Origin of the sequence: Euzebya sp. (assembly GCF_964222135.1) — a bacterium.
In the GTDB taxonomy this organism is placed as follows: domain Bacteria; phylum Actinomycetota; class Nitriliruptoria; order Euzebyales; family Euzebyaceae; genus Euzebya.
On record NZ_CAXQBR010000109.1, the window covers coordinates 21,188 to 42,272 of the forward strand.

Here is a 21,085-nt window from a genome sequence, read left to right on the forward strand (position 1 = left end):
ACGACGCGCACGCTAGGCCCCCTCCCCCGCGCCGATGGTCGCCGGCACGCCGTCGACCTCGAAGGCGAGGGCGTCGACGCACGCCTCCCAGCGCGCCAGCAGCTCGTCGTGGTCCGGGGCCGACAGGTGCACCTCGGCGAGCTTCGTGCTGTAGGCGTCCTGGTCGTGGAGCTCCGACAGCCGATCACCTTCGCGGGCCACCAGCGCGACGGTGGCGCCGGGCATGCGGTCCTCGAGCTCGAGATCAACCCCCGCCACTCCCAGTCCCACGCGCCGCTGCTGAAGGCCGTGCACTCACGCACAGTCGCGGCAGTACTCCTCGTCCCCCGCGAAGAGGGTCGGGGCGCGCAGCAGCCCGCACCCGGGGCAGAGCCGGTCGGGGACCGCCGCCCGTGCGGGCTTCGCAGGCGCCGACGCCCTGGCGCGTGGCCGCGGGGTGGCGGTGCGCGCGGCCGCCTTCCGCGCGGCGAGGGGGACGTCGGACGGGTCCCGTCCGAGGAAGTCGTCGACCTCGCCGGCCAGGCGCTGCCAGCCCCGCTGCTCGGACAGCCGTCGGATCACGTCCTTCGCGGCAGCCGAGGTGAGCAGCACGTCGTCGACGTGGGCGGTCGCGACCCGGCCGAACCAGCGCATGGGACGGGCGTGGCGGTGGACGCCACGGCCCGCCTCGAAGTCGTACTCGCCGGCGATCTCGCCGAGGAGCAGGTCGTCGGCCAGCGGATCGGGGACCACCACGACGTCGCCGGTGGACAGCCGGTTGGCGAACATCCGGAGATCCCGCAGGTCGTCGGCGGGCTTCCGCCGCCCGGCCGCCTGCAGCGCGAGGAAGATCTCGGCGTCCTCGGTCGCCCGGAGGTCGGCGATCCCGTCCCACTCCCAGGCGATCGACACCAGGCCGTGGGTCACGAAGGCCTGTGGCAGCCGGCTGCGGCCGCCGGGCCGGATGAGCCAGCAGGTGCGGTCGTCGAATGCCATGGGCGGTCCCCTCTGGAGCGCGGTCGGCGCGCCAGGCTAGCCGCCGACCTCGCCGGGTCCGCCGTCGGGGGGCGCGCGCGAGCGGCGTGCACGCGACACGGCCGGCCGTCCGAGGTGGACGGCCGGCCGCGGGTGGCTCGGGAGGCTGGGCTACCCGGCCTCGGTGGCGCCCGCCTCGGCACCGCCGCTGGCGCTCGGCGGCAGCATGACGGAGTCGATCAGGTGGACGGTCGCGTTGGCGGTCTGGATGTCGGGCACGACGATCTGGGCCTGGCCGGCGACCATGTCGCCCTCGACGGTGAGGGTCTCACCGGTGAAGGTGGTGTACTCACCGGAGAGGTCGGCGGAGGCGATCTGCTCGCCCGGGATGACGTGGAAGCCGAGGACGGTGGTCAGCAGCCCGGTCGGGTCGGCGAGCGCCGCGTCGAGGGTCGCGGGGTCGAGGGCCGCGAACGCGCAGTCGGTCGGCGCGAAGACCGTCAGGGCCTCGGCCGTGTTCAGGGTGTCGACCAGGCCGGCCTCGGTGACGGCGGCCGTCAGGGTGGTCAGGACCGGGTTGTTGGAGGCCGCGGTCCCCACCGGGTCGTCGGTCATCCCGTCGAGCGTGCCCTCCTCGGCACCGCCCTCGACGGCCTCGACGATCGCGTCGGTGTCACAGGCCTGGGTCGAGTCCGCGACGGCGGCGTCGGTGGCCCCCGCGTCCTCGGTCATCTCGGTGGCCATCTCCTCGGTGGCCATCTCCTCGGTGGCCATCGCCTCGGAGGCGTCCTCCTGCGCGGCGGGGTCAGCGGTCTCGCCGGTGTCGGCGGCGGCCTCGCTGGCGCCGGTGTCGGCCTCGTCGTCGCCGCCCTCCTCCGCGGCGCAGGCACCGGCCAGCATGGCCAGGACGAGCAGCAGCATCAGGCTGCGGAGCGTGATGGTCGATCGCATCGGATGTGTCCTTCTTCGTCGGGATCGTGCGGGCTGGGCCGCGGGTGCGTCGCTGACGGCGGTCCTGCGCCGAACGCGAGGGCGGGAAACCGTTGCCTACTACTTCTGTCGTACCTTGACCCGGATCGCACCGCGGCCTCGTGGGGTCGTTCGGTGCCGACGGCGAGGTGGACTGGTCCGATCTGATCAGCCACCCGGGACGCCCGTCGCGGATGCGATGATCCGGGTCGCATCCCCCGACCCCGATGCAGGAGCCGAGATCCACATGCAGCTGGAGAGCTACGTCCGAGGACGCTGGGAAGCCGGGGAGGGGGTGCAGGTCGAGATGCGCGACGCGGCCACCGGCGCGCCCGTGGCGACCGCGTCGTCCTCCGGCCTCGACTTCGCCGGGATCCTGGCGCACGGCCGCGACGTGGGGGGTCCGGCCCTGCGCGCGATGACCCTGCACGAGCGGGCGGTCGCCGTGAAGGACGTGGCAGCGGACCTGATGGCGCACCGGGAGGACTTCGCCGAGCTGTCCTTCGCCACCGGTGCGACCAGGGCCGACCGGGGTTTCGACGTGGAGGGCGGGATCGTGACCGCCCGGTCGGTGTCCTCGGCGGCGCGACGGGGGCTGCCCAACGCCCACGTGGTCCACGACGGGGCGCCGGAGGTCCTCAGCCGGGACGGGTCGTTCATCGGCCAGCACGTCTTCACGCCGCGCCACGGCGTGATGCTGCAGATCAACGCCTTCAACTTCCCCGTGTGGGGGATGCTCGAGAAGCTGGCGCCCGCCGTCATCGCCGGCCTGCCGGCGGTGGTGAAGCCCGCGCCGCAGACGGCGTACCTGACCGCCGCCGTGGTGCGGCGGATCATCGAGTCGGGCCACCTGCCCGAGGGGGCGCTCCAGCTTGTGGTGGGCGAGCCCGGTGAGCTGCTCGCCCACGTGACCAGCCAGGACGTCGTGGCCTTCACCGGCTCGGCGGCCACCGCCCGGACGTTGAAGGCGCATCCCGCGGTGGTCGAGTCCGGCGCGGTCTTCAACGCCGAGCAGGACTCGCTCAACTGCGCGATCCTCGGTCCGGACGCCGAGCCCGGCAGCCCCGAGTTCGACGCCTTCTGCGGCGAGGTGGTGGCCGAGATCACCGCGAAGGCCGGGCAGCGTTGCACCGCGATCCGGCGGGCCCTCGTGCCCGACCGGTGGGCCGACGACGTGGCCGAGGCGCTCGCGGCGCGGCTGGCCGACGTCGTCGTCGGCGACCCGCGCGACGAGGCGACCACCGTCGGTCCGCTCGTGAGCCTGGCCCAGCGCGACGCGGTGCGCCGGGCCGTCGCCGAGCTGGGGGTGCACGCCCGCATCGTCGTCGGCGACCCCGACGGTCGCGTCGCCGGGGTGGACGTCGAGGCCGGCGCGTTCATGGCGCCGGTCGTGCTGGCCGCGGACGACCCCTGGGCCACCCCGCTGCACACCGTGGAGGCGTTCGGGCCCGTCGCCACCGTCTTCGGCTACGACGGACTCGACGAGGCGGTCGCGCTGGCGGCCCGCGGCGACGGCAGCCTGGTCGGGTCGCTGTTCACCGACGACCTGGACGTCGCCCGGCAGGTGGTGCTCGGCGCCGCCGCCCACCACGGCCGCATCCACATGGTCAACCGCGAGGTCGTGGCGTCGCAGTCCGGCCACGGCTCGCCGATGCCGACGATGGTCCACGGGGGGCCGGGCCGGGCCGGGGGCGGTGAGGAGCTCGGCGGCATCCGCGGGATCCTCCACCTGATGCAGCGCACGGCCCTGCAGGGGCCGCCGTCGCTGATCACCGGTGCCACCCGCACGTGGCTGCCGGGGGCGGACGCCCAGCGGACCGAGGTCCACCCGATGGCGAAGACCCTCGAGGAGGTCCAGGTCGGCGACCAGGTCGTCGTCGGCCCGCGGGAGGTCACCCTGGCGGACATCGAGGCGTTCGCCGACTCCACGGGCGACCGCTTCTACGCCCACGTGGACGCCGACGCCGTCGCCGACCACCCGTTCTTCGAGGGTCGGGTCGCGCACGGCTACCTGCTGCTCAGCTGGGCCGCCGGGATGTTCGTCCACGCGCCGAAGGGGCCGTTGCTGGCCAACCAGGGGCTGAACGACCTGCACTTCGGCGCTCCCGTGTACCCCGGCGACGCGATCACCGTCACCCTCACCTGCAAGTCCAAGAGCCCGCGGACCGACCAGCCCTACGGCGAGGTCCGCTGGGACACCCGGATCACCAACGGCGATGGCGCGGAGGTCGCGAGCTACGAGCTGTTGACCGTCGTCGCCAAGGGCGGCGACGCCTGAGCCATGACGACGAAGATCCTGATGGTCTGCCTCGGGAACATCTGCCGCTCCCCCACCGCCGAGGCCGCGCTCCGGCACGCCGCCGCCGAGGCGGGCGTCGACGTCGAGGTGGACTCCGCCGGGACCGCCGCGTACCACGTCGGCGAGCCCGCCGACCCGCGGATGGTGGACGCCGCCAGCGGCGTCGGCATGGCGCTCACGTCCGTCGCACGCCAGGTCGCCGACGCCGACTTCGCCGACTTCGACCTGATCGTCGCGATGGACCGCTCGAACCTCGAGGAGCTGCGCCGCCGCGCGCCGGACGAGGCCGCCCTGGCCAAGCTGCGGCTGCTGCGCGACTTCACCGATGAGCCGGGCACCGACGTCCCCGACCCCTACTACGGAGGACCCGAGGGGTTCGCCGAGGTCGTGCGGATCGTGCGGGACGGCGCGCGCGGGATCCTGGCCTCGTTGCCGGCTGGGAGCCGCTAGCCCACGCCGGGTACGCTCGCCTACCCACCGGTAACCGATCGACCGGCGACCCAGAGGAGAGCCTCCGCGATGACCTACCGCGCCCCCGTCAAGGACATGCTGTTCACCCTCGAGCACGTGGCCCGGCTCGACGAGATCCAGGGGATGGCGGCGTTCGCGCACGCCGACGCCGAACTGGTCGAGGGGCTCCTCCGGGAGGCTGGCCGGTTCTACGCCGAGGTGGTCGCCCCCACCAACGTCGACGGTGACACCCAGGGCTCGGTGCTGCGCGACGGCGAGGTCGTCACGCCGGACTCGTTCAAGGCGGCCTACGACGCCTACGTGCAGTCGGGGTGGGGGGCGCTGCAGTTCCCCGAGCGCTTCGGTGGGGGCGGGTTCCCGACCGCGGTCGCCCTGGCGGCGAAGGAGATGCTCACGTCGGCCAACATGGCCTTCAGCCTGAACCCGCTGCTGACCACCGGCGCCGTCGTCGACCTGCTCGCCCACGGCGACGACCACCTCCAGCAGACCTTCATGCCGAAGATGATCAGCGGCGAGTGGGCCGGGACGATGAACCTGTCCGAGCCCCAGGCGGGGTCGGACGTCGGTGCCCTGACCACCAAGGCCGTCCCGAACGACGACGGGACCTACTCGATCACCGGGACGAAGATCTGGATCACCTGGGGCGAGCACGACCTGACCGAGAACATCTGCCACCTGGTCCTGGCCCGGCTGCCCGACGCCCCCCCGGGCACCAAGGGCATCTCGCTGTTCCTGGTCCCCAAGTTCCTGGTCCGCGACGACGGGTCGCTGGGTGAGCGCAACGGCGTGCAGGTGGTGTCGATCGAGGAGAAGCTCGGCATCCACGCCTCCCCCACCTGCGTGATGGAGTACGACCGGGCCGTCGGGTACATCGTCGGCCAGCCCAACGAGGGCATGCGCCAGATGTTCACGATGATGAACGACGCTCGACTCGGCGTGGGCCTGCAGGGCCTGGCGATCGCCGAGCGCGCCTACCAGGACGCCGTGGCCTACGCCTGGGAGCGCCGGCAGGGCAAGGCCCCCGGCGACGAGGACCTCGAGGCGGGGCAGTCCCGCATCGTCGCCCACCCCGACGTGCGGCGTCAGCTCCTGACGATGCGGTCCCAGATCGAGGCGATGCGGGCGCTGACCTACCGCAACGCCGCCGCGCTCGACTTCGCCCACCACGCCGACGACGAGGCGCGGGCGGAGCGCGAGCGCAAGCTGGCCGACCTGCTGACCCCGCTGTCGAAGGCGTGGTGCACCGACCTGGGCGTGGAGCTCACGTCGATCGCGATCCAGATCCACGGCGGCATGGGCTACGTCGAGGAGACCGGGGTCGCCCGGCACTTCAGGGACGCCCGGATCGCCCCGATCTACGAGGGCACCAACGGCATCCAGGCGATGGACCTCGTCGGCCGCAAGCTGCCGATGGACGGCGGCGCGTTCGTCAAGGGGCTGCTGGCCGAGGTGCGCGAGCTGGCCGGCACCCTCGACGACGACGCCTACGGCCAGCTCGGGACCCAGCTCGGCCGGGCGCTCGACGCGGTCGAGGAGGCCATCGAGTGGCTGGTCACCAACCGCACCGACTTCGCCATGTCCTTCGGCGGGGCCACGCCGTTCCTCCGCATGATGGCCGTGACCCTCGGCGGGTGGCTGCTGGCGATCCAGGCGCAGGCCGCGAAGGCCGCGATCGACGCGGGCGGCGACGACCCGTTCCTGTCCGACAAGCTGGCCACGGTCCGGTTCTACGCCGCGAACGTCCTGCCGACGGTCGGCGGCCTGCTCGACTCGGTGACCGCCGGCTCGGCGGACCTCTTCACCATCGACTCCCAGCGGCTGCAGAGCGCCTGACCCCGCCGCCGTCGCGCTCGGTGGGCGGCCGGGAGGCGGCGGCACCCTGCCGGCCCCACCTGGTGCATGTGGCCGACGTGTGGGCGACATCCACAGACCGGTGAGATCTCCGCTCGCGCACGCCTCGCGGTCCCCTACGGTGCGGACCCTCCGACCGAGGGGATGCCGTGGACACCGAGGACTTCGCCCGCACCTACGCCGCCTTCCTGCGCCACGTGATCGCGCTCGAGCCGGCCGAGGACACGCCGATCAGCCGTCTGATCCGCGAGCACCTCGAGGTGGATCCGCGCGCTCTCGCCGTCATCGCCCTGTCCCTCCCGGCCCACGACCACCCGAACCTCCAGCGGGCCATCGATGCCTGGGCCGCGTCTCCTGGCCGCGACGTCACGGTCCTCGGACTCGGGATCCCCAACCGCCGCTTCAACCCGATGTCCCTCGGGGAGCTGCTCCAGCCGGTCCAGAGGGGGCTGCACGGCGGCGCCGTCGTGGACGTCGGTCCGGTGGACTACCGCTCGTGTCCGGTGTCGCTGACGGAATCGCTCTCGTGCATCCAGCACGGGTTGGTGCTCATGGTCGACGGCGACGTCCCCCTCGTGGCGCTCGTGCACGGTCCCACGGAGCACAGCGAGGACCTGGAGGTCGAGCTCCTCGCGGCAGAGGCACCCACGGCCGAGCGCGTCGTGGCGGAGCTGCGCGACCTGGTCCGCGAGCACGACGTCCACCGCGGGCAGGCCATCGTCCTCGGCACCCGCCACGGGCCGTACCACGCCGGCAGCCCGACCGTCGAGTTCGTCGCGACCGAGGTCGTCGCGCGCGACGACGTGATCCTCCCCGCGGGCGCGCTCGAGCAGATCGAGCAGCAGACCCTCGGCGTCACCCAGCGCGCGGCTGCCCTCCGCGCCGCCGGCCAGCCCCTGAAGCGCGGTCTGCTGCTGTACGGACCCCCGGGCACCGGCAAGACGCACACCCTCACGCACCTCATGGGGCGGATGCCGGACCGGACGACGATCGTCCTGTCCGGGACCGCGTTCGGCATGATCGCCCCGGCGGCGGAGATGGCCCGCGCGCTGGCCCCGTCGATGCTGGTGATGGAGGACGTCGACCTGGTCGCCCAGGAGCGTGACATCGGACCGCAGGGCACCCAACCCCTCCTCTTCGAGCTGCTGAACGAGATGGACGGCATCGGCCCGGACGCCGATGTCATCTTCGCCCTCACGACCAACCGCGCCGACCTGCTCGAACCCGCGCTCGCCCAACGCCCCGGCCGCATCGACCTCGCCGTCGAGATCCCGCTGCCCGACGCCGACGGCCGGCGGCGCCTCCTCGCCACCTACGGGCGCGGCTTCGACCTGACCGATGCCGACCGGGACGCCGTCGTCACGCGCACGGACGGGGTCACGGCGTCGTTCCTCCGCGAGCTCTGCCGCCGGGCCGTGCTGCACGCCGCCGGGCCGGACGGTCCGGTCCCCACCGTCGGTGCCGCCCACGTCTCCGCCGCGCTCGATGAGCTGCTGGGGAACGCCGACGAGCTCCGCCGGCGGATGACGGGCAGCGCCGGCGGCAGGGCCGGGTTCGCCTGAGGGCCCGGTCTAGCCCGACGTGCCGCCGGTGATGGTCGGGTTCGGCTCGGACGAACCGGCGTCCTCGCCGCGGGAGTTGTCGATGTCGTCGTCGGGGCAGAGGAAGTAGTCGCCGGCGACCGGCTGGGCGCCGGGGTCGCCCTCGTCGCAGAAGTCGATGCCGGTGCCCGGGGGCCGCTCCCCCGGCGGGCCGGCCGTCGGCCGCGCCGTCGGGGTCCCGGTCCCGCCCCCGCCCCCGGGCGTGGTCGGCTGCGGCGTGGCCGTGATCGGCGGCAGCGTCGTCGGCTGGGTGGGGGTGGTCGTCGGCCGTGACGTGGGCGTCGTGGTCGTGCCGCCGCCGCTGGTCGCCGGCGTGGTCGCCGCGGTGGTGGGGGCCGCGGCGACGATGACCTCCGGCTCCTCGCACAGCAGGAAGTGGCTGACGTCGTCGCCGATCACCTGCAGGTGCACGTTGGCGACGCGGTCGGCGACGCGGAGCAGGTCGCCCTCGTAGCTGAACGCGACGACCATGGTGAACAGGCCCTGGCCGATGTCACGGCCCGCCAGCGGCCCGGTGACCATCTGCCAGCCGGGATCGGACTCGATCGACCCCTCGAGCAGCGCGTTGCGCTCGGCGAAGCCGGGGGGGACCTCACCGTCGAACCACGCCTCGCGGCACTCCTCGGCGGTGTAGGGCAGCAGGGGGTGGTTGTTCGCGACCACGAACGCGAGGCCGGCCTCGGGACCTGCGGCGAACGCCGCGTCGCGGGCCTCCCAGTAGTCCTCGATCGCCGTGACCACGTCATCGGTGACCGGCTCGGGCGGGGTCGCCGGCATGGTCGTGACCGCGGGCACGGCGACGGGTGGCACGTCGGCGGGCGGTGGCTCGGACGACACGCACGCCGCCGCGAGGACGGTGACCGCGCCGAGCAGCGCCATCAGGCGGACGGGCGACCGGTGCGGTGACACCGGCTCATCGTAGGGCCGGGGCCGGGTGCGGTGGCGCATCAGCAGCGCACCTCGGCCGCCAGGGCGTCCTCGGCGTCGTGGCTGATAAGGCTGCCACCGCCGATGAGGCGGACCTCGTCGACCCCGGGGCACGCCCCCGCGAGCAGGTCGAGCGTGGCGGCTGGCACCTCGTCACCGCCGGTGTAGAGCAGCGGCCGGTCCTCGTCCGCGGCCCAGCCGGCGGCCGCGAGGGCGTGGACCCATCCGCGGGCGTAGTAGCCGTTGACGATGGTGTAGCCGTCGACGTCGTCGGACCACAGGCGGTCGGCGACCTCGACGGCGGTCGCGGCGCGCTCGGCACCGGCGATCCGGGTCGGGGACGGCAGCTGGTCGACGACCGCGTCGCTGATCGCTGCAGTCCCACCGAAGACGACGGTCGACGTCGTGCCCCAGCGGTCGAGCGCCTCCGCCACCGCCGGGTGCAGCTGGTCGGTGCCCGTGACCACGAGCGGGGTCGTGGTGTCCGCGGCCCAGGCGCCGCCGCTCAGCGCGTCGGCCCACTGGGCGGTCGGGCTGTTGCCGCCGTCTGCGCGCGCGACGGCGACGGTGCCGCCACCCGGGTACCGGTCCCGGACCTCGTCAGCGATCGCCACCGCGGTCTCGACGCGGCTGGGCCCGGCCAGGCGGGTCGGGGCGTAGCCGGCGTCGCGCAGCTGGGACTCGACGGCCGGTCCGAGGGCTGCCTCGCCGCCGAGCAGGTACACCTGCCCGCCGTCCGGCATGAGCTCGGCCAGCACCTCCATCGTCGAGGCGGCGATCCCGTCCTGTCGGGCGACCAGGAGCGGCCCCTCGGACAGGAGCGGCGCACCGGCCAGCGCGTCCACCGCGACGTCGCTGCGGGTGAACGTCACGAAGGGCGGGAAGTCCGTCGGCCGGCTGAGCGCGATGTCCTCGGCGGCCTCGACGACTGAATCGGCGTTCGTCCGCGGGAGCTGGGCACGGGCCGGGTCGATGAGCGGCCCGCCCACCGCCTGCACGTCGAGCATCCGGTCGACGTCGAGCCGGCCCCAGCCGTTCAGCAGGTCGTGGCCGGCCGGCGGGCGGTCCACCACGCCGTTCTGCACGGCGATGCTCACGTCGTCGACGGTGCGCTGGTACCCGTCCGGCGGGTCGGGGAAGTTGCTGCCCGGGTCCGGCGGGGTCGGCGACGGCGTGAACGGCCGCGCGATGTGCGGGTTCAGCCCGAGGTACAGCGAGATCGCGCCCGTGACGAGCGGCGCGGCGAAGCTGGTGCCCGCGACGGTCCGGATGCGGTCGAGCTCCCACAGCACGGCCAGGTCGCCGGCGAGGGTGCGGGTGTTGCTGCCACCCGGGGCGATCACATCGAGCCACCGGCCGGTCGAGGAGTAGAACGCCCGGTTGCCGTCGCGGTCGCTCGCACCCACGGCGATGACGCCGGGGTAGGCGGCCGGGTACACGACCGGGTCGCCGGAGGAGCCGAAGTTGCCGGCGGAGGTGACCACGGGGACGCCCTGCTCCATGGCGTAGTCGATCGTCTCGCGGAGCGGGTCGAAGGCCTCGGACTCGCCGTCCTTGCCCTCGAAGTCGTCATCCGGACCGCTGCAGTCCGCGTCGGCGGTGTCGGTGACGCCGTCGGCGTCGTTGTCGCGCCCGTCGCTGCACGCCGGGGTCGGATCGACCCCGCCGTCGCCGCCCGCCGTCACGTCGACGCCCTCCGATCCGTCGTCGGCGCTGTCGCAGCCGAGGTCCGGCGCGGCGCCGGCCGGTGGCTGGAAGTCCGCGGCGCCGTCGCGGTCGTTGTCGAGCCCGTCGTTGCACTCAGGCGTGTCCGCCTCGGCGTCGTCGGGGGTGAACAGCGCGGTCTCAGGGGCGCCGAGCGAGACGTGCACGACGTCGGCGCCGTGGTCGACGGCCCACTTGATGCCCTCGGCGACGACGACGTTGCTGATGCAGCCGTTCACGTCGTTGACGCGGATCGGCATCAGCCGGGCACCCCAGTCGACGCCGGCGATCCCGAAGGTGTTGTTGCCGCGGGCGCCGATCAGGCTGGCCACGCCGGTGCCGTGGGGGTCGCGGTCGGAGTTGCGCGCGTTGACCCCGATGGCCTCGTAGGCGACGCCCCGGGGGCCGATGATCGGACCGATCGCGCCGCCGTTGTCCTCACCTTCGAGCTCGAGGCCGTAGACGGCATCGAGGCCACCCACGACCCGCACGCCGCCCTCGACGAAGTCGGCCCGGGTCGAGTCGATCCCGGTGTCGACCACCGCGATGGTGACCGGGCGGCTGCGCCCGCCGGTGGAGGAGTCCCGGATGGTGTCCCAGGCGTCGTCGGCCTGGATCTGGCGCTGGTACCACTGGTGGACCCAGCCATCGTCGTTCGGCGTCACCGCCTGCGGTTGGAGCCGGTAGGTGATCCGGTCGTCGACGGCCTCGGCCTGCAGGCCGCAGGCCTCCGGCACGGGGAACTGGGGGATGTGCGTGCCGACGATCTCGTCCTCGCCGTCGCCGACGCGGAGCTGCCAGTTGCGCTCGGGGAACCAGTCACGACCGCCGGACGGCTGCTGGGTGTCGACGGCCTCGACGGTCCAGGCGAAGCCGTCGTCGGCGGTGAAGTCGCCGATCGCGCTGGTGGGCACGACACCGTCGATCTCGTAGCCGTCGATCCGCTCGGCCCGGTCGAGGAACGTCACGGTCCACGTCGAGCGGTCACGCGACGGCGTGCGGATGGCCATGATCTGGTAGGGCCGGTCCGGGACGCTGCGCTCGGGGAAGATCGTGACGATGAAGTCGGGTCCGGCCTCGGGGTCGCCGAGGATGGTCGGGTACTCGTTCGCGCTCTCCTCGATCGAGACGTGGAGGCCGAAGGTGATCCCGCCGGCGCCCAGGTTCTCGAAGCCCCACTGCTGGCAGGCGTAGACGAGGAACGCGGTCTGGTCGAAGCGCCCGCCGTCGTCGGTCGACTGGAGCATGAAGATGCTGCGCAGGTCGATCTGCGGAGGCGGTGCCGGCGCGGACGGGTTGTAGGACGTGCCGCCCGTGGTGTCCGCGCCGCCGCGGTAGAGGCCGGCGCGGGACGCCTGCACCCCGTCGTCGGGGAGGTTCGACCCGTCGTCGCACTCGTCGTAGTACTGCTGGGCCAGCGCTGAGGACCGCTGGGTGCCGACGTCGGCGTAGCCGGCGCCGGATCCCTCACCGGTCGCCTGGGCGTAGGCCGCCCGCGCATCGTCGCGGAGCGCGTCGCGGGAATCCGCGGCGACGTCGGCTGCGGACGCCCATCTGCTCGACTCGTACGCCTGCCGGTGCTCGGCGGCGAACGCGGCCCAGTCGACGTCGAGCTCGCCGGGCGTCCACCCCTCCCCCGAGGGCTCGGCCCGCACCGCAGGCGCCGGCTGGTCGGCACCGGCGTGGGACTGACCCCCCGCCGGGACGGCCGGCACCAGTGCCACGGCGAGGACCATGGCCAGCGCCGCGGGTAGAAGGGCAGACAGACGCATCCCAGACTCCTGATCGGGTGTCACAATAGTTACCTACGGCCTCACTACTTGACAAGGACCCCCGCGGAGGCCTCCCCCGGTGTGACGGCTCTGGGGCAGTGACGTCCGAGACCCTCCCGCCGGTGCACGGGGAGTGATGGTCCGACTACATCTTCGCACCTGCCGGTGGGCGGCGCCGATGATCAGCTCGCAGCCGTCATCCCCCGGAGCTCGCGCTTCAGCTCACCGATCTCGTCGCGCAGCCGCGCGGCGTACTCGAAGCGGAGGTCGGCGGCGGCCTGGTGCATCTCGTCGGTCAGGGACTGGATGAGCGTCGCCAGCTCGTCAGAGGGCATGTCGCCGATGTCCGGGATGCCCACGCGGCTCTCCGCCGTGCCGCGCGCGGACGGGTCGGCCGCCTGGTACGGCATGCCCGCCTCGGCCGCGCGGGCCATCTGGATGATGTCACCGACGCGCTTGCGGATCGTCTGGGGGTCGATGCCGTGCTCGCGGTTGAACTGCATCTGCAGCTCGCGGCGGCGGTTGGTCTCGCTGATCGCCTTCCGCATCGAGTCGGTCAGGTTGTCCGCGTACATCACGACCTTGCCGTTGACGTTCCGCGCCGCCCGGCCGATCGTCTGGACCAGCGACGTCTCGGAGCGGAGGAACCCCTCCTTGTCGGCGTCGAGGATCGCGACCAGGGCAACCTCGGGCAGGTCCAGCCCCTCGCGCAGCAGGTTGATCCCGATGAGCGCGTCGAAGTGGCCGAGGCGCAGCTCGCGGAGGATCTCGACGCGCTCGACGGTGTTGATCTCCGAGTGCAGGTACCGCACCTTCAGCCCGGCCTCGAGCAGGTAGTCGGTCAGGTCCTCGCTCATCTTCTTCGTCAGGGTGGTGACGAGGACCCGCTCGTCACGCTCGGCGTGCGCGCGGATCTCGGTGATCAGGTCGTCGATCTGGCCCTTGGTGGGGCGCAGCTGCACCTCGGGGTCGATCAGCCCCGTCGGGCGGATGACCTGCTCGACGATGGTGGAGGACATCCGCTGCTCGAACGGGCCGGGCGTGGCCGAGACGTGGAGGGTCTGGCTGGCCTTCGTGCGGAACTCCTCGAAGGTGAGGGGCCGGTTGTCGAGGGCGCTCGGCAGGCGGAACCCGTGCTCGACCAGCGTCTCCTTCCGGGAGCGGTCGCCCTCGTACTGCCCACCGATCTGGGGGACGGTCACGTGGGACTCGTCGAGGATGGTGAGGAAGTCGTCGGGGAAGTAGTCGAGCAGGCAGTACGGCGTCTCACCGGCCCGGCGGCCGTCGAGGTGGCGGGAGTAGTTCTCGATCCCCGAGCAGATGCCGATCTCGCGCAGCATCTCGAGGTCGTAGTTGGTGCGCATCCGCAGGCGCTGCGCCTCGAGCAGCTTGTCCTGGGACTCGAGCTCGGCCAGGCGTTCGCCGAGCTCGGCCTCGATGGTCTGGATGGCGCGCGACAGGTTCTCGCCACCGGTGACGTAGTGGCTGTTCGGGAAGATCATGGCCCGGTCGAACTCGCCGATCAGCTCGCCCGTGATCGGCTCGAGCCGGCTGATCCGGTCGATCACGTCGCCGAAGAACTCGATGCGCCACGCCGTCTCGCCCTGGGCGGGGAAGATCTCCAGTGTGTCGCCCCGCACCCGGAACTTGCCGCGGACGAAGTTCAGCTCGTTGCGCTCGTACTGCAGGTCGACCAGGCGCTTGATGACGTCGTCGAGCTCGACGGTCTGCCCCTCGGTCATCATCAGGTGGTACTTCTCGTACTGCTGCGGGGACCCCAGGCCGTAGATGCAGGAGACCGAGGCGACGATCAGCACGTCGCGCCGGGTCATCAGCGCCATCGTCGCCTCGTGGCGCAGCCGCTCGATCTCGTCGTTGATCGAGCTGTCCTTCTCGATGTAGGTGTCGGAGGAGGGGACGTACGCCTCTGGCTGGTAGTAGTCGTAGTAGCTGACGAAGTACTCCACCGCGTTGTGGGGGAAGAACTCCTTGAACTCGTTGGCCAGCTGGGCGGCGAGGGTCTTGTTGGGGGCCATCACCAGCGTCGGGCGCTGCACCTCGGCGATGATGTTCGCCATCGTGAACGTCTTGCCGGACCCGGTGACGCCCAGCAGGCACACGTCCGATTCACCCCGGCCGAGCGCGTCCGCGACGCCGGTGATCGCCCGCGGCTGATCACCCGCCGGGGCGTACTCGCTGACCAGCTCGAACCGGCCCTCCGTGGGACGCGCTGCGGTCGTCGTCGACATGGCCCCGAGTCTAGGTCCGGGCTGCGACACCGCCGTCGGAGAGGGGTGCGCGGCCCCGGGGGTAGCCTGCGCAGCCGCGAACCGGACCCCCACCCCTCCACCGCCGGAGCACCGATGCCCGCAGAGCACATCACCACCCGCGTCGACGGCCACGTCCTCCACATCGGCGTCGACCGGCCCGACAAGCGCAACGCCTTCGACCGGGAGATGAACGCCGCGCTGGCCGAGGCGTACCACCGCCTGGCCACCGAGGACGACCTGCGGGTCGGGGTCCTCCACGCCGAGGGCGACCACTTCTCCGCAGGCCTGGACCTGGCCGACGTCGGGCCGGCCGTGGCCTCGGGGGAGCCGTACATCCCGCCCGGGATGACCGACCCGTACGGGGTCTGGGGGCCGGCCTGCCCCAAGCCGGTGGTCATGGCCGTGCAGGGGATCGCGTTCACCCTGAGCATCGAGCTGGCCCTGGCAGCCGACATCGTGATCGCGGCGGACGACGTCCGCTTCGCCCAACTCGAGATCGCCCGCGGCATCGTGCCCTTCGGCGGCGCGACCATCCGCGCCGCGGGCCACCTGGGCTGGGGCAACGCGATGCGGTTCCTGCTGACCGCCGAGGAGTTCGGCGCCGAGGAGGCCCTGCGCATCGGTCTGGTGCAGGAGGTCGTCCCCGCCGGGACCCAGCGCGAGCGCGCCACCGAGATCGCCGAGCGGATCGCGGCGATGGCGCCGCTCGGGGTGCAGGCGACGCTCCGCCAGGCCCGGCTCGCCCGCGACGAGGGCACCGGGGCGGCGATCCGCGACATGCGGCAGTCGCTCCAGGGGATCATGACGTCCGAGGACGCCGCGGAGGGACTGGCGTCCTTCGTCGAGCGCCGCGAGGGCCGGTTCACCGGCCGCTAGGACGCCGGCACCCGAGGACGGATCGGATCGTGACGCGCCGCGTGGCCTCGGCCACCGCCGGCGGGGTGCTCGCCGCTGCGGCGCTGACGGCCGTGCTCGTGTGGTCCCCGTGGCGACCGACCGGGTTCCTCGTCGGCCTCGCGCTGATCGCCCTCGCCGTCCCCGCGGTCACCGCCGCCGGCACCTGGGCCGGTCTGCGCGCGGTGGCCGGTGCAGATGCCCCCGGTGCCGCCCGCCTCGCCGCGCTGGGCGCCCCGGTCACCACGGTCACCGCGCTCTTCTGCATCCAGCTCGCGGCCAGGCAGATCCCCGAGGGCGCCCAGCAGGCGTGGGCGGTGGTCGTCGGGGTCGCGGTGGCCGCCGCGCTCGCGGCCCGCTTCACCGGCCCGGAGGCGGAGGTGGACGCCGCCTCACCCCCGGAGCGCTGATGTCGGGGAGGTCGTGATCACCCCGACGCCGGGCACGAATCGACTCCGGTCGCTCGGGCGGGGAGCACGGGGGGTCACCCCGTCCCGCACGAATCGACTCCGACCAGGCCGCGTGGTGGAGGCGGCAGTGCACATCTGTGCGCGAACACCCTGCTCAGGGCGATCTCGGCCCGGGATGCGGAGTCGATCGGTGGGGCGTCGGAGTCGATCCGTGGGTGGCGGGGGACCACGCCGGAGTCGATCCGTGGGACGGCGGAGTCGATCCGTGCCCAGAACCCGGCGGGACCCTCAGCTGCGGCGACCGCGCACCAGCCACCAGAGGAACAGCACCAGGACCAGCACGCCGGCGACGGGGGCGGCGCGGCGGGCCACCGGGGCGCCGGCGACGTCGAGGAGGTCGATGGCCTCCGCCTCGCGGCGCGGCCGGTCGACGGGGGCGCTCGGCGGACGGACGGCCTCGCGGGCGGCCGTCGGCGCGGCAGCCCCCTCCCCTGCGGCGGGTGCGGGGTCCTCGGCGGCCTCCTCGTCCTCGCCGCCCAAGGTCGACGCCAGGCACTCGGCGAAGGAGTTGATCAGCTTCTGGCCGACCTCCTCCATGACGCCGCGGCCGAACTGCGCCGGCTTGCCGGTCACCGCGAGGTCGGTCACGACGTGGACCTCGGTGCCCTCGGGCGCCTCGGTCAGCCGCGAGGTCACGGTGGCGGTCGCGGTCCCCTGGCCCCGCTGCTCCTTGCCCTTCGCCTCGATGACCGCGGTCTTCGAGGCCTCGTCGACGGAGGTGTAGGCCGCCTCACCGGCGTAGGTGACCTTGATCGGGCCGATCTTCACCTTGACGCTGCCCGTGAAGCTGTCGCCGTCGACCGACTCGATCGTCGCGCCGGGCATGCACGGCCCGATCCGCTCGATGTCGCGGAGGACCTGGAACGCCTCGTCGGGCGGGACCGGGACGGTGAAGGTGTGCTCGAGCTCCATGTGCCTCTCCTGTGCAGGGTCCGGCCGCGGGCGGCCGGGTCGGGTCGGTCAGATCCTTGCAGTCCTCTGCTGACGTACCCACCGGTCGACGTCGGCAGGCGTGTCGAGGTCGCGGGGGTCCCCCACGTCCCCGCACTCCACGGCGGTCACGAGGTCGGGGTGGGTCCGGAGCCAGCGGCGGGCGCCCTCGTCGCCCTCCACGACGTCGGCGACGTCGGACCAGCGGCGCCGTCCGAGCAGGACCGGGTTGCGCTGCCGGCCGTCGTAGGCGGCGGCCAGGACGCCCTCGGGCGGGGCGCCGCCATCGCGCCAGACCTCGATCAGGCGGGCCACCACCGCCGGGCCGATCCCGGGGGTGTCGACCGGCAGGAGGATGACCGCGCCGGCCGTGGTGGTGGCCGCCCACCCGAGGCCCGCGGCGACCGAGCTGCCCATGCCGGACGCCCACCGGCGGTTGTGGAGGACCGCGACGTCCGCTGCGCGGCCCAGGACCTCGGCCACCTCCGCCGCCGCGGCGCCGGTGACCGCCGCCACGTGCGCGCAGCCGCCGTCGGCCAGCGCGGCCACCGCCCTGAGAACGAGGGGCTGCCCGTCGATGGTGACCAGCGCCTTCGGGCTGCCCATCCGACGCCCCGCGCCCGCGGCCAGGACCACCCCGGCCACACCAGCCACCGCGCCGCCGGTCACGTCATCACCGGTCACGGGACCGCCACGCGATCCGGGTGGATCCGCCCCTCGGTGTCGGTCAGGGGCCTGCCGCTGCCGCCCCAGCGCAGCTGGACGATCTCCGCGGCGATCGACACCGCGGTCTCCTCCGGCGTCCGGGCGCCGAGGTCCAGCCCGATCGGTGACCGGAGCTTGGACAGCTCCTCGTCCCCGAGCCCGAGCTCGCGCAGCCGCTCCAACCGGTCGTCGTGGGTGCGCCGCGACCCCATGGCCCCGATGTAGGCGGCGTCGGTCCGCAGGGCGACCTCGAGCAGCGGCACGTCGAACTTCGGGTCGTGGGTCAGCACGCAGATGGCCGTGCGGCTGTCGATCGGTGCGGTCGGGAGGAACCGGTGGGGCCACTGCACGACGACCTCGTCGGCGTCGGGGAATCTGGCCTTGGTGGCGAACACGCGGCGGGCGTCGCAGACGACGACGTGGTAGCCGAGGAACTTGCCGACGCGGGCCACGGCGGTGGCGAAGTCGATCGCCCCGAAGACGTACATCCGCGGTGGCGGCTGGAAGGACTGGATGAACACCGTGACGTCGTCGACGCGCCGCTCGCCGTGGACGCCGTAGCCGCGGTGGGCCGTGCGGCCCTGGGCGAGCAGCCCGCGGGCGTCGGACGTCACGGCCACGCCCAGGCCCTCGCTGCCGAGGTCCCCGTAGGTCTCGTCGGCGGTGACGACCAGCTTGGCGCCGACCGGGCCGGGGCCGTCCACCACGGTGGCGACGGCGACCGGCACACCGGTGGCGATGTGGTCGCGGACGGTCTCGAAGGCCGGCACCGCGAAGGGCTCGATGAACAGCGAGATCTCCCCGCCGCACGTCAGCCCGACGGCCATCGCCTCGTCGTCCGACACCCCGTAGGTGACCCTGCGGGGCGCGCCGCCGTCGAGGATCTCCCGAGCCTGCTCGACGACGGCACCCTCGACGCAGCCGCCGGACACGCTGCCGATCACGACGCCGTCGGCGTTCAGGGCCATCGCGGCCCCCGGGTCCCTGGGCGCGCTGATCCGGGTCTCGACGACCGTGGCCAGCGCGGCCGGGGTCCCGGCGGCGTGCCACGACGCCAGGTCCTCGAGGATCTCACGCATGGTCGGCCTCCTCCTCGGCGCGATCGACGGCGCGCACCGGTACCATCCTGACACCTCGGGCACGGTCCGTGGGCGCGCGGTGGGGCGAGGGGTCGGATCGGGTCGCGCCGGCCACGACCCGGGCGAGGTGCTCGAGGGCCGCCAGGCTGTGCCCGCTCAGGAAGTCGTCGACGTGGGGCAGCGCGGCGGCCATCCCGCCGACGAGCGGCTGGTAGCCCCGCGCGGCCTTCCGGGGGTTCGACCACACCACCCGGTGCGCCAGGCGGTGGAGCCGCGCGACCTGCTCCCCCAGCTGGGCCGTGTCCCCCCGCTCCCAGCCGTCGGAGAGGATCACCACGACCGCCCCGCGCGCCAGCCCCCGCTGGCCCCAGACGTCGAGCCACTCCTTCAACCCCTCCCCCAGCCTGGTGCCCCCCGACCAGTCGGGGATCGCGCCGGCCACGGCCGCCATCGCGGTGTCGGGGTCGCGGTGGCGCAGCTCGCGGGTGATCCGGGTGAGCCGGGTGCCGATGGTGAACGCCTCGGTGGGCCGGTCGCGGGCGGTCCGGCCGACGGCGACGTGGGCGAAGCGGAGGAGCGCGTCCGCGTAGGTGCTCATCGACCCCGACACGTCGACGAGCAGCACCACGGTGCGCGGGCGTCGCCGGGCACGCCGGTGGCGCAGCCGGCGGGGGTCGCCCAGGCCGTGTAGGGCCTCGCGGACGGTGCGGTGCCGGTCGAGCCCACCGCGGTGCCAGCGCTCGTGGCGGCGGGTGCGGCGGGGCTCACCGGGCAGTCGGAGGGCGGCGAGCAGCCGGTTGACGAGCTCGCGGTCGCCGGGGGTCAGGGTGGCCAGATCGCGGTGGCGCAGCAGCTCGGCGTCCGACGCGCTGGCGGTCAGGTGGAGGTCCTCAGCGTCCTCCGGCTCCTCGAGACCGGTCCGCAGCGGGGCGGTGACCGACCGGAGCGTCGGCGGTGGCGCGTCCGGCGCGGCGGGACGCAGCCGCTCGTGGGGGGCCTCGCCGCTGAAGAAGGCCTCGAACGCGCGGTCGTAGCGGCCGAAGTCCTCGTGGTCCCCGCACAGGGTGGCGTGCCCGGCCCAGTACACGTCCTGGCGGCGGGTCGGGTCGAGGACGCCGAGGGCCTCGACGAACGCCTCCACCCGACCGACGGTGACCGGCACCCCCGCCGCCCGCACGGTCCGGGCGAACGCCGTCGCGACGTCGACCGCGTCTGCTCCCCGCTCCCTAGAGCTCACCGATGGCCTTGGCGACCATGTGGCCGAGGTCCATGCGCTGGGCCTGCTCGAGGTCCTCGCGGTACTTGAGGACCGCGCCGAGGGTGTGGGTCGCCAGCTCGGCGTCGAGCGTGTCCGCGCCCAGGGCGACCAGCGCGCGGGTCCAGTCGATCGTCTCGGCGACCCCGGGGGGCTTGAACAGGTCCTCGGCGCGGAGCTGCTGCACGACGGCGACGACCTGGCGGGTGAGGGCGTCCGCCGCGTCGGGGCACCGACGCCGGACGATCGCGCACTCGCGGTCGAACCCGGGGTGGTCGACCCAGTGGTAGGTGCAGCGGCGCTTGAGCGCGTCGTGCACCTCGCGCGTCCGGTTCGACGTGATCACCACCAGCGGCGGCACCGCCGCGCGTACCTCCCCCAGCTCGGGGATGGTGACGGCGAACTCGCTGAGCAGCTCGAGGAGGAACGCCTCGAACTCGTCATCCGCGCGGTCGATCTCGTCGATCAGCAGCACGGCCGGGCTGGTCCGCAGGGCGCGCAGCAGGGGCCGCTCGACCAGGAACCGCTCGTCGTACAGCTCACCCTCGAGCGCGTCGACGTCCAGCGCCGACCCGGCGTGGGCGGCCTCGGCGGCGCGCAGGTGTAGGAGCTGGCGGGGGAAGTCCCAGTCGTAGAGCGCCTGGGCGGCGTCGATCCCCTCGTAGCACTGCAGCCGGATCAGCGGCGCGTGGAGCAGCTGGGCCATCGCCTGGGCGAGGGCGGTCTTGCCGACGCCGGGCTCGCCTTCGAGGAAGAGGGGCCGCTGGAGGACCAGGCCCAGGTAGGTCACGGTCGCCAGGCCGTCGCCGGCGAGGTAGTCGACGTCGGCCAGGGCGGCTGCCAGGTCGGCGGGGCCGGTGATCCCCTCCGGCAGGAGCGTCGTCACGGCGGTCACGGCCGGCCGGCCCCCCGGAGCGCGGGGGGACCGGCCGGC

The 21,085-nt window shown here is 73.6% G+C and carries 17 protein-coding genes; 6 read left to right on the forward strand and 11 right to left on the reverse strand.

The window, feature by feature from the left end:
- Positions 1-12 precede the first annotated feature (12 nt).
- The 3 genes from ACEQ2X_RS23925 to ACEQ2X_RS23935 form a co-directional block, all read right to left on the reverse strand.
- The gene (locus ACEQ2X_RS23925; RefSeq protein ID WP_370328401.1) at positions 13-270 is read right to left on the reverse strand and encodes a hypothetical protein; all 258 of its coding nucleotides are present in this window, start codon (positions 268-270) and stop codon (positions 13-15) included.
- A gap of 24 nt (positions 271-294) precedes the next feature.
- A complete protein-coding gene (locus ACEQ2X_RS23930) occupies positions 295-975 on the reverse strand; it encodes a hypothetical protein (protein WP_370328402.1) in 681 nt (226 codons plus the stop codon).
- Positions 976-1,125: 150 nt separating this feature from the next.
- Positions 1,126-1,905 (reverse strand): fasciclin domain-containing protein, encoded by a 780-nt coding sequence (locus tag ACEQ2X_RS23935; RefSeq protein WP_370328403.1) that lies wholly within the window; start codon positions 1,903-1,905, stop codon positions 1,126-1,128.
- Between the two features lie 265 nt (positions 1,906-2,170).
- Between ACEQ2X_RS23935 and paaZ the strand changes: the two genes are divergently transcribed.
- The 4 genes from paaZ to ACEQ2X_RS23955 all read left to right on the forward strand — a co-directional run bounded on the left by paaZ (position 2,171) and on the right by ACEQ2X_RS23955 (position 8,106).
- Positions 2,171-4,201: a phenylacetic acid degradation bifunctional protein PaaZ gene (gene paaZ / locus ACEQ2X_RS23940; protein WP_370328404.1), complete on the forward strand. Its 2,031-nt coding sequence runs from the start codon at positions 2,171-2,173 to the stop codon at positions 4,199-4,201.
- Between the two features lie 3 nt (positions 4,202-4,204).
- Positions 4,205-4,672: a low molecular weight protein-tyrosine-phosphatase gene (locus tag ACEQ2X_RS23945; RefSeq protein WP_370328405.1), complete on the forward strand. Its 468-nt coding sequence runs from the start codon at positions 4,205-4,207 to the stop codon at positions 4,670-4,672.
- A 69-nt stretch (positions 4,673-4,741) separates the two neighbouring features.
- The gene (locus ACEQ2X_RS23950; RefSeq protein WP_370328406.1) at positions 4,742-6,526 is read left to right on the forward strand and encodes an acyl-CoA dehydrogenase; all 1,785 of its coding nucleotides are present in this window, start codon (positions 4,742-4,744) and stop codon (positions 6,524-6,526) included.
- A 167-nt stretch (positions 6,527-6,693) separates the two neighbouring features.
- On the forward strand, positions 6,694-8,106 hold the full coding sequence (locus ACEQ2X_RS23955) for an AAA family ATPase (RefSeq protein ID WP_370328407.1): 1,413 nt from the start codon (positions 6,694-6,696) through the stop codon (positions 8,104-8,106).
- 9 nt (positions 8,107-8,115) lie between these two features.
- On the opposite strand, the gene ACEQ2X_RS23960 is transcribed toward ACEQ2X_RS23955, so the two are convergent.
- From ACEQ2X_RS23960 to uvrB, 3 genes are all read right to left on the reverse strand, one after another.
- Entirely contained in the window at positions 8,116-9,054 is a 939-nt protein-coding gene (locus ACEQ2X_RS23960) for a hypothetical protein (RefSeq protein ID WP_370328408.1), read from the reverse strand.
- Positions 9,055-9,092: 38 nt separating this feature from the next.
- Positions 9,093-12,548 (reverse strand): S8 family serine peptidase, encoded by a 3,456-nt coding sequence (locus tag ACEQ2X_RS23965; protein WP_370328409.1) that lies wholly within the window; start codon positions 12,546-12,548, stop codon positions 9,093-9,095.
- A gap of 182 nt (positions 12,549-12,730) precedes the next feature.
- Positions 12,731-14,797, reverse strand: a complete 2,067-nt coding sequence (gene uvrB, locus ACEQ2X_RS23970) for an excinuclease ABC subunit UvrB (protein WP_370328410.1) — start codon at positions 14,795-14,797, stop codon at positions 12,731-12,733.
- Positions 14,798-14,911: 114 nt separating this feature from the next.
- On the opposite strand from uvrB, the gene ACEQ2X_RS23975 reads away from it, so the two are divergent.
- Together ACEQ2X_RS23975 and ACEQ2X_RS23980 are read left to right on the forward strand one after the other, a co-directional pair.
- Positions 14,912-15,694, forward strand: a complete 783-nt coding sequence (locus ACEQ2X_RS23975; RefSeq protein ID WP_370328411.1) for a crotonase/enoyl-CoA hydratase family protein — start codon at positions 14,912-14,914, stop codon at positions 15,692-15,694.
- Positions 15,695-15,723: 29 nt separating this feature from the next.
- Positions 15,724-16,122: a hypothetical protein gene (locus ACEQ2X_RS23980; RefSeq protein ID WP_370328412.1), complete on the forward strand. Its 399-nt coding sequence runs from the start codon at positions 15,724-15,726 to the stop codon at positions 16,120-16,122.
- 288 nt (positions 16,123-16,410) lie between these two features.
- Here ACEQ2X_RS23980 and ACEQ2X_RS23985 read toward each other — a convergent pair whose 3' ends face one another.
- Genes ACEQ2X_RS23985 through ACEQ2X_RS24005 form a run of 5 tightly spaced genes read right to left on the reverse strand, consistent with a single transcriptional unit; the run spans position 16,411 to position 21,046 of the window.
- Complete coding sequence (locus tag ACEQ2X_RS23985) at positions 16,411-17,094, reverse strand: SRPBCC family protein (RefSeq protein WP_370328413.1); 684 nt, start codon at positions 17,092-17,094, stop codon at positions 16,411-16,413.
- A 48-nt stretch (positions 17,095-17,142) separates the two neighbouring features.
- Entirely contained in the window at positions 17,143-17,796 is a 654-nt protein-coding gene (locus tag ACEQ2X_RS23990; protein ID WP_370328414.1) for an NTP transferase domain-containing protein, read from the reverse strand.
- Positions 17,793-18,896 carry an XdhC family protein gene (locus ACEQ2X_RS23995; RefSeq protein ID WP_370328415.1) on the reverse strand — a complete coding sequence of 368 codons (1,104 nt, stop codon included), beginning with the start codon at positions 18,894-18,896 and terminating at the stop codon, positions 17,793-17,795. Before ACEQ2X_RS23995 ends, ACEQ2X_RS23990 begins: the two co-directional genes overlap by 4 nt.
- Positions 18,889-20,133: a VWA domain-containing protein gene (locus ACEQ2X_RS24000; RefSeq protein ID WP_370328417.1), complete on the reverse strand. Its 1,245-nt coding sequence runs from the start codon at positions 20,131-20,133 to the stop codon at positions 18,889-18,891. Before ACEQ2X_RS24000 ends, ACEQ2X_RS23995 begins: the two co-directional genes overlap by 8 nt.
- The gene (locus tag ACEQ2X_RS24005) at positions 20,123-21,046 is read right to left on the reverse strand and encodes an AAA family ATPase (protein ID WP_370328418.1); all 924 of its coding nucleotides are present in this window, start codon (positions 21,044-21,046) and stop codon (positions 20,123-20,125) included. The genes ACEQ2X_RS24000 and ACEQ2X_RS24005 overlap by 11 nt, the downstream gene beginning before the upstream one ends.
- Between the last annotated feature and the right edge of the window lie 39 nt (positions 21,047-21,085).

What these genes read in the sequence shown, in the direction of transcription:
- ACEQ2X_RS23930 (WP_370328402.1), bottom strand. Translation starts at nt 975, where the DNA reads ATGGCATTCGACGACCGCACCTGCTGGCTCATCCGGCCCGGCGGCCGC.
- ACEQ2X_RS23995 (WP_370328415.1), bottom strand. Translation starts at nt 18,896, where the DNA reads ATGCGTGAGATCCTCGAGGACCTGGCGTCGTGGCACGCCGCCGGGACC.
- ACEQ2X_RS23975 (WP_370328411.1), top strand. Translation starts at nt 14,912, where the DNA reads ATGCCCGCAGAGCACATCACCACCCGCGTCGACGGCCACGTCCTCCAC.
- ACEQ2X_RS23965 (WP_370328409.1), bottom strand. Translation starts at nt 12,548, where the DNA reads ATGCGTCTGTCTGCCCTTCTACCCGCGGCGCTGGCCATGGTCCTCGCC.
- ACEQ2X_RS23935 (WP_370328403.1), bottom strand. Translation starts at nt 1,905, where the DNA reads ATGCGATCGACCATCACGCTCCGCAGCCTGATGCTGCTGCTCGTCCTG.
- ACEQ2X_RS23945 (WP_370328405.1), top strand. Translation starts at nt 4,205, where the DNA reads ATGACGACGAAGATCCTGATGGTCTGCCTCGGGAACATCTGCCGCTCC.
- ACEQ2X_RS23985 (WP_370328413.1), bottom strand. Translation starts at nt 17,094, where the DNA reads ATGGAGCTCGAGCACACCTTCACCGTCCCGGTCCCGCCCGACGAGGCG.
- ACEQ2X_RS23950 (WP_370328406.1), top strand. Translation starts at nt 4,742, where the DNA reads ATGACCTACCGCGCCCCCGTCAAGGACATGCTGTTCACCCTCGAGCAC.
- uvrB (WP_370328410.1), bottom strand. Translation starts at nt 14,797, where the DNA reads ATGTCGACGACGACCGCAGCGCGTCCCACGGAGGGCCGGTTCGAGCTG.
- paaZ (WP_370328404.1), top strand. Translation starts at nt 2,171, where the DNA reads ATGCAGCTGGAGAGCTACGTCCGAGGACGCTGGGAAGCCGGGGAGGGG.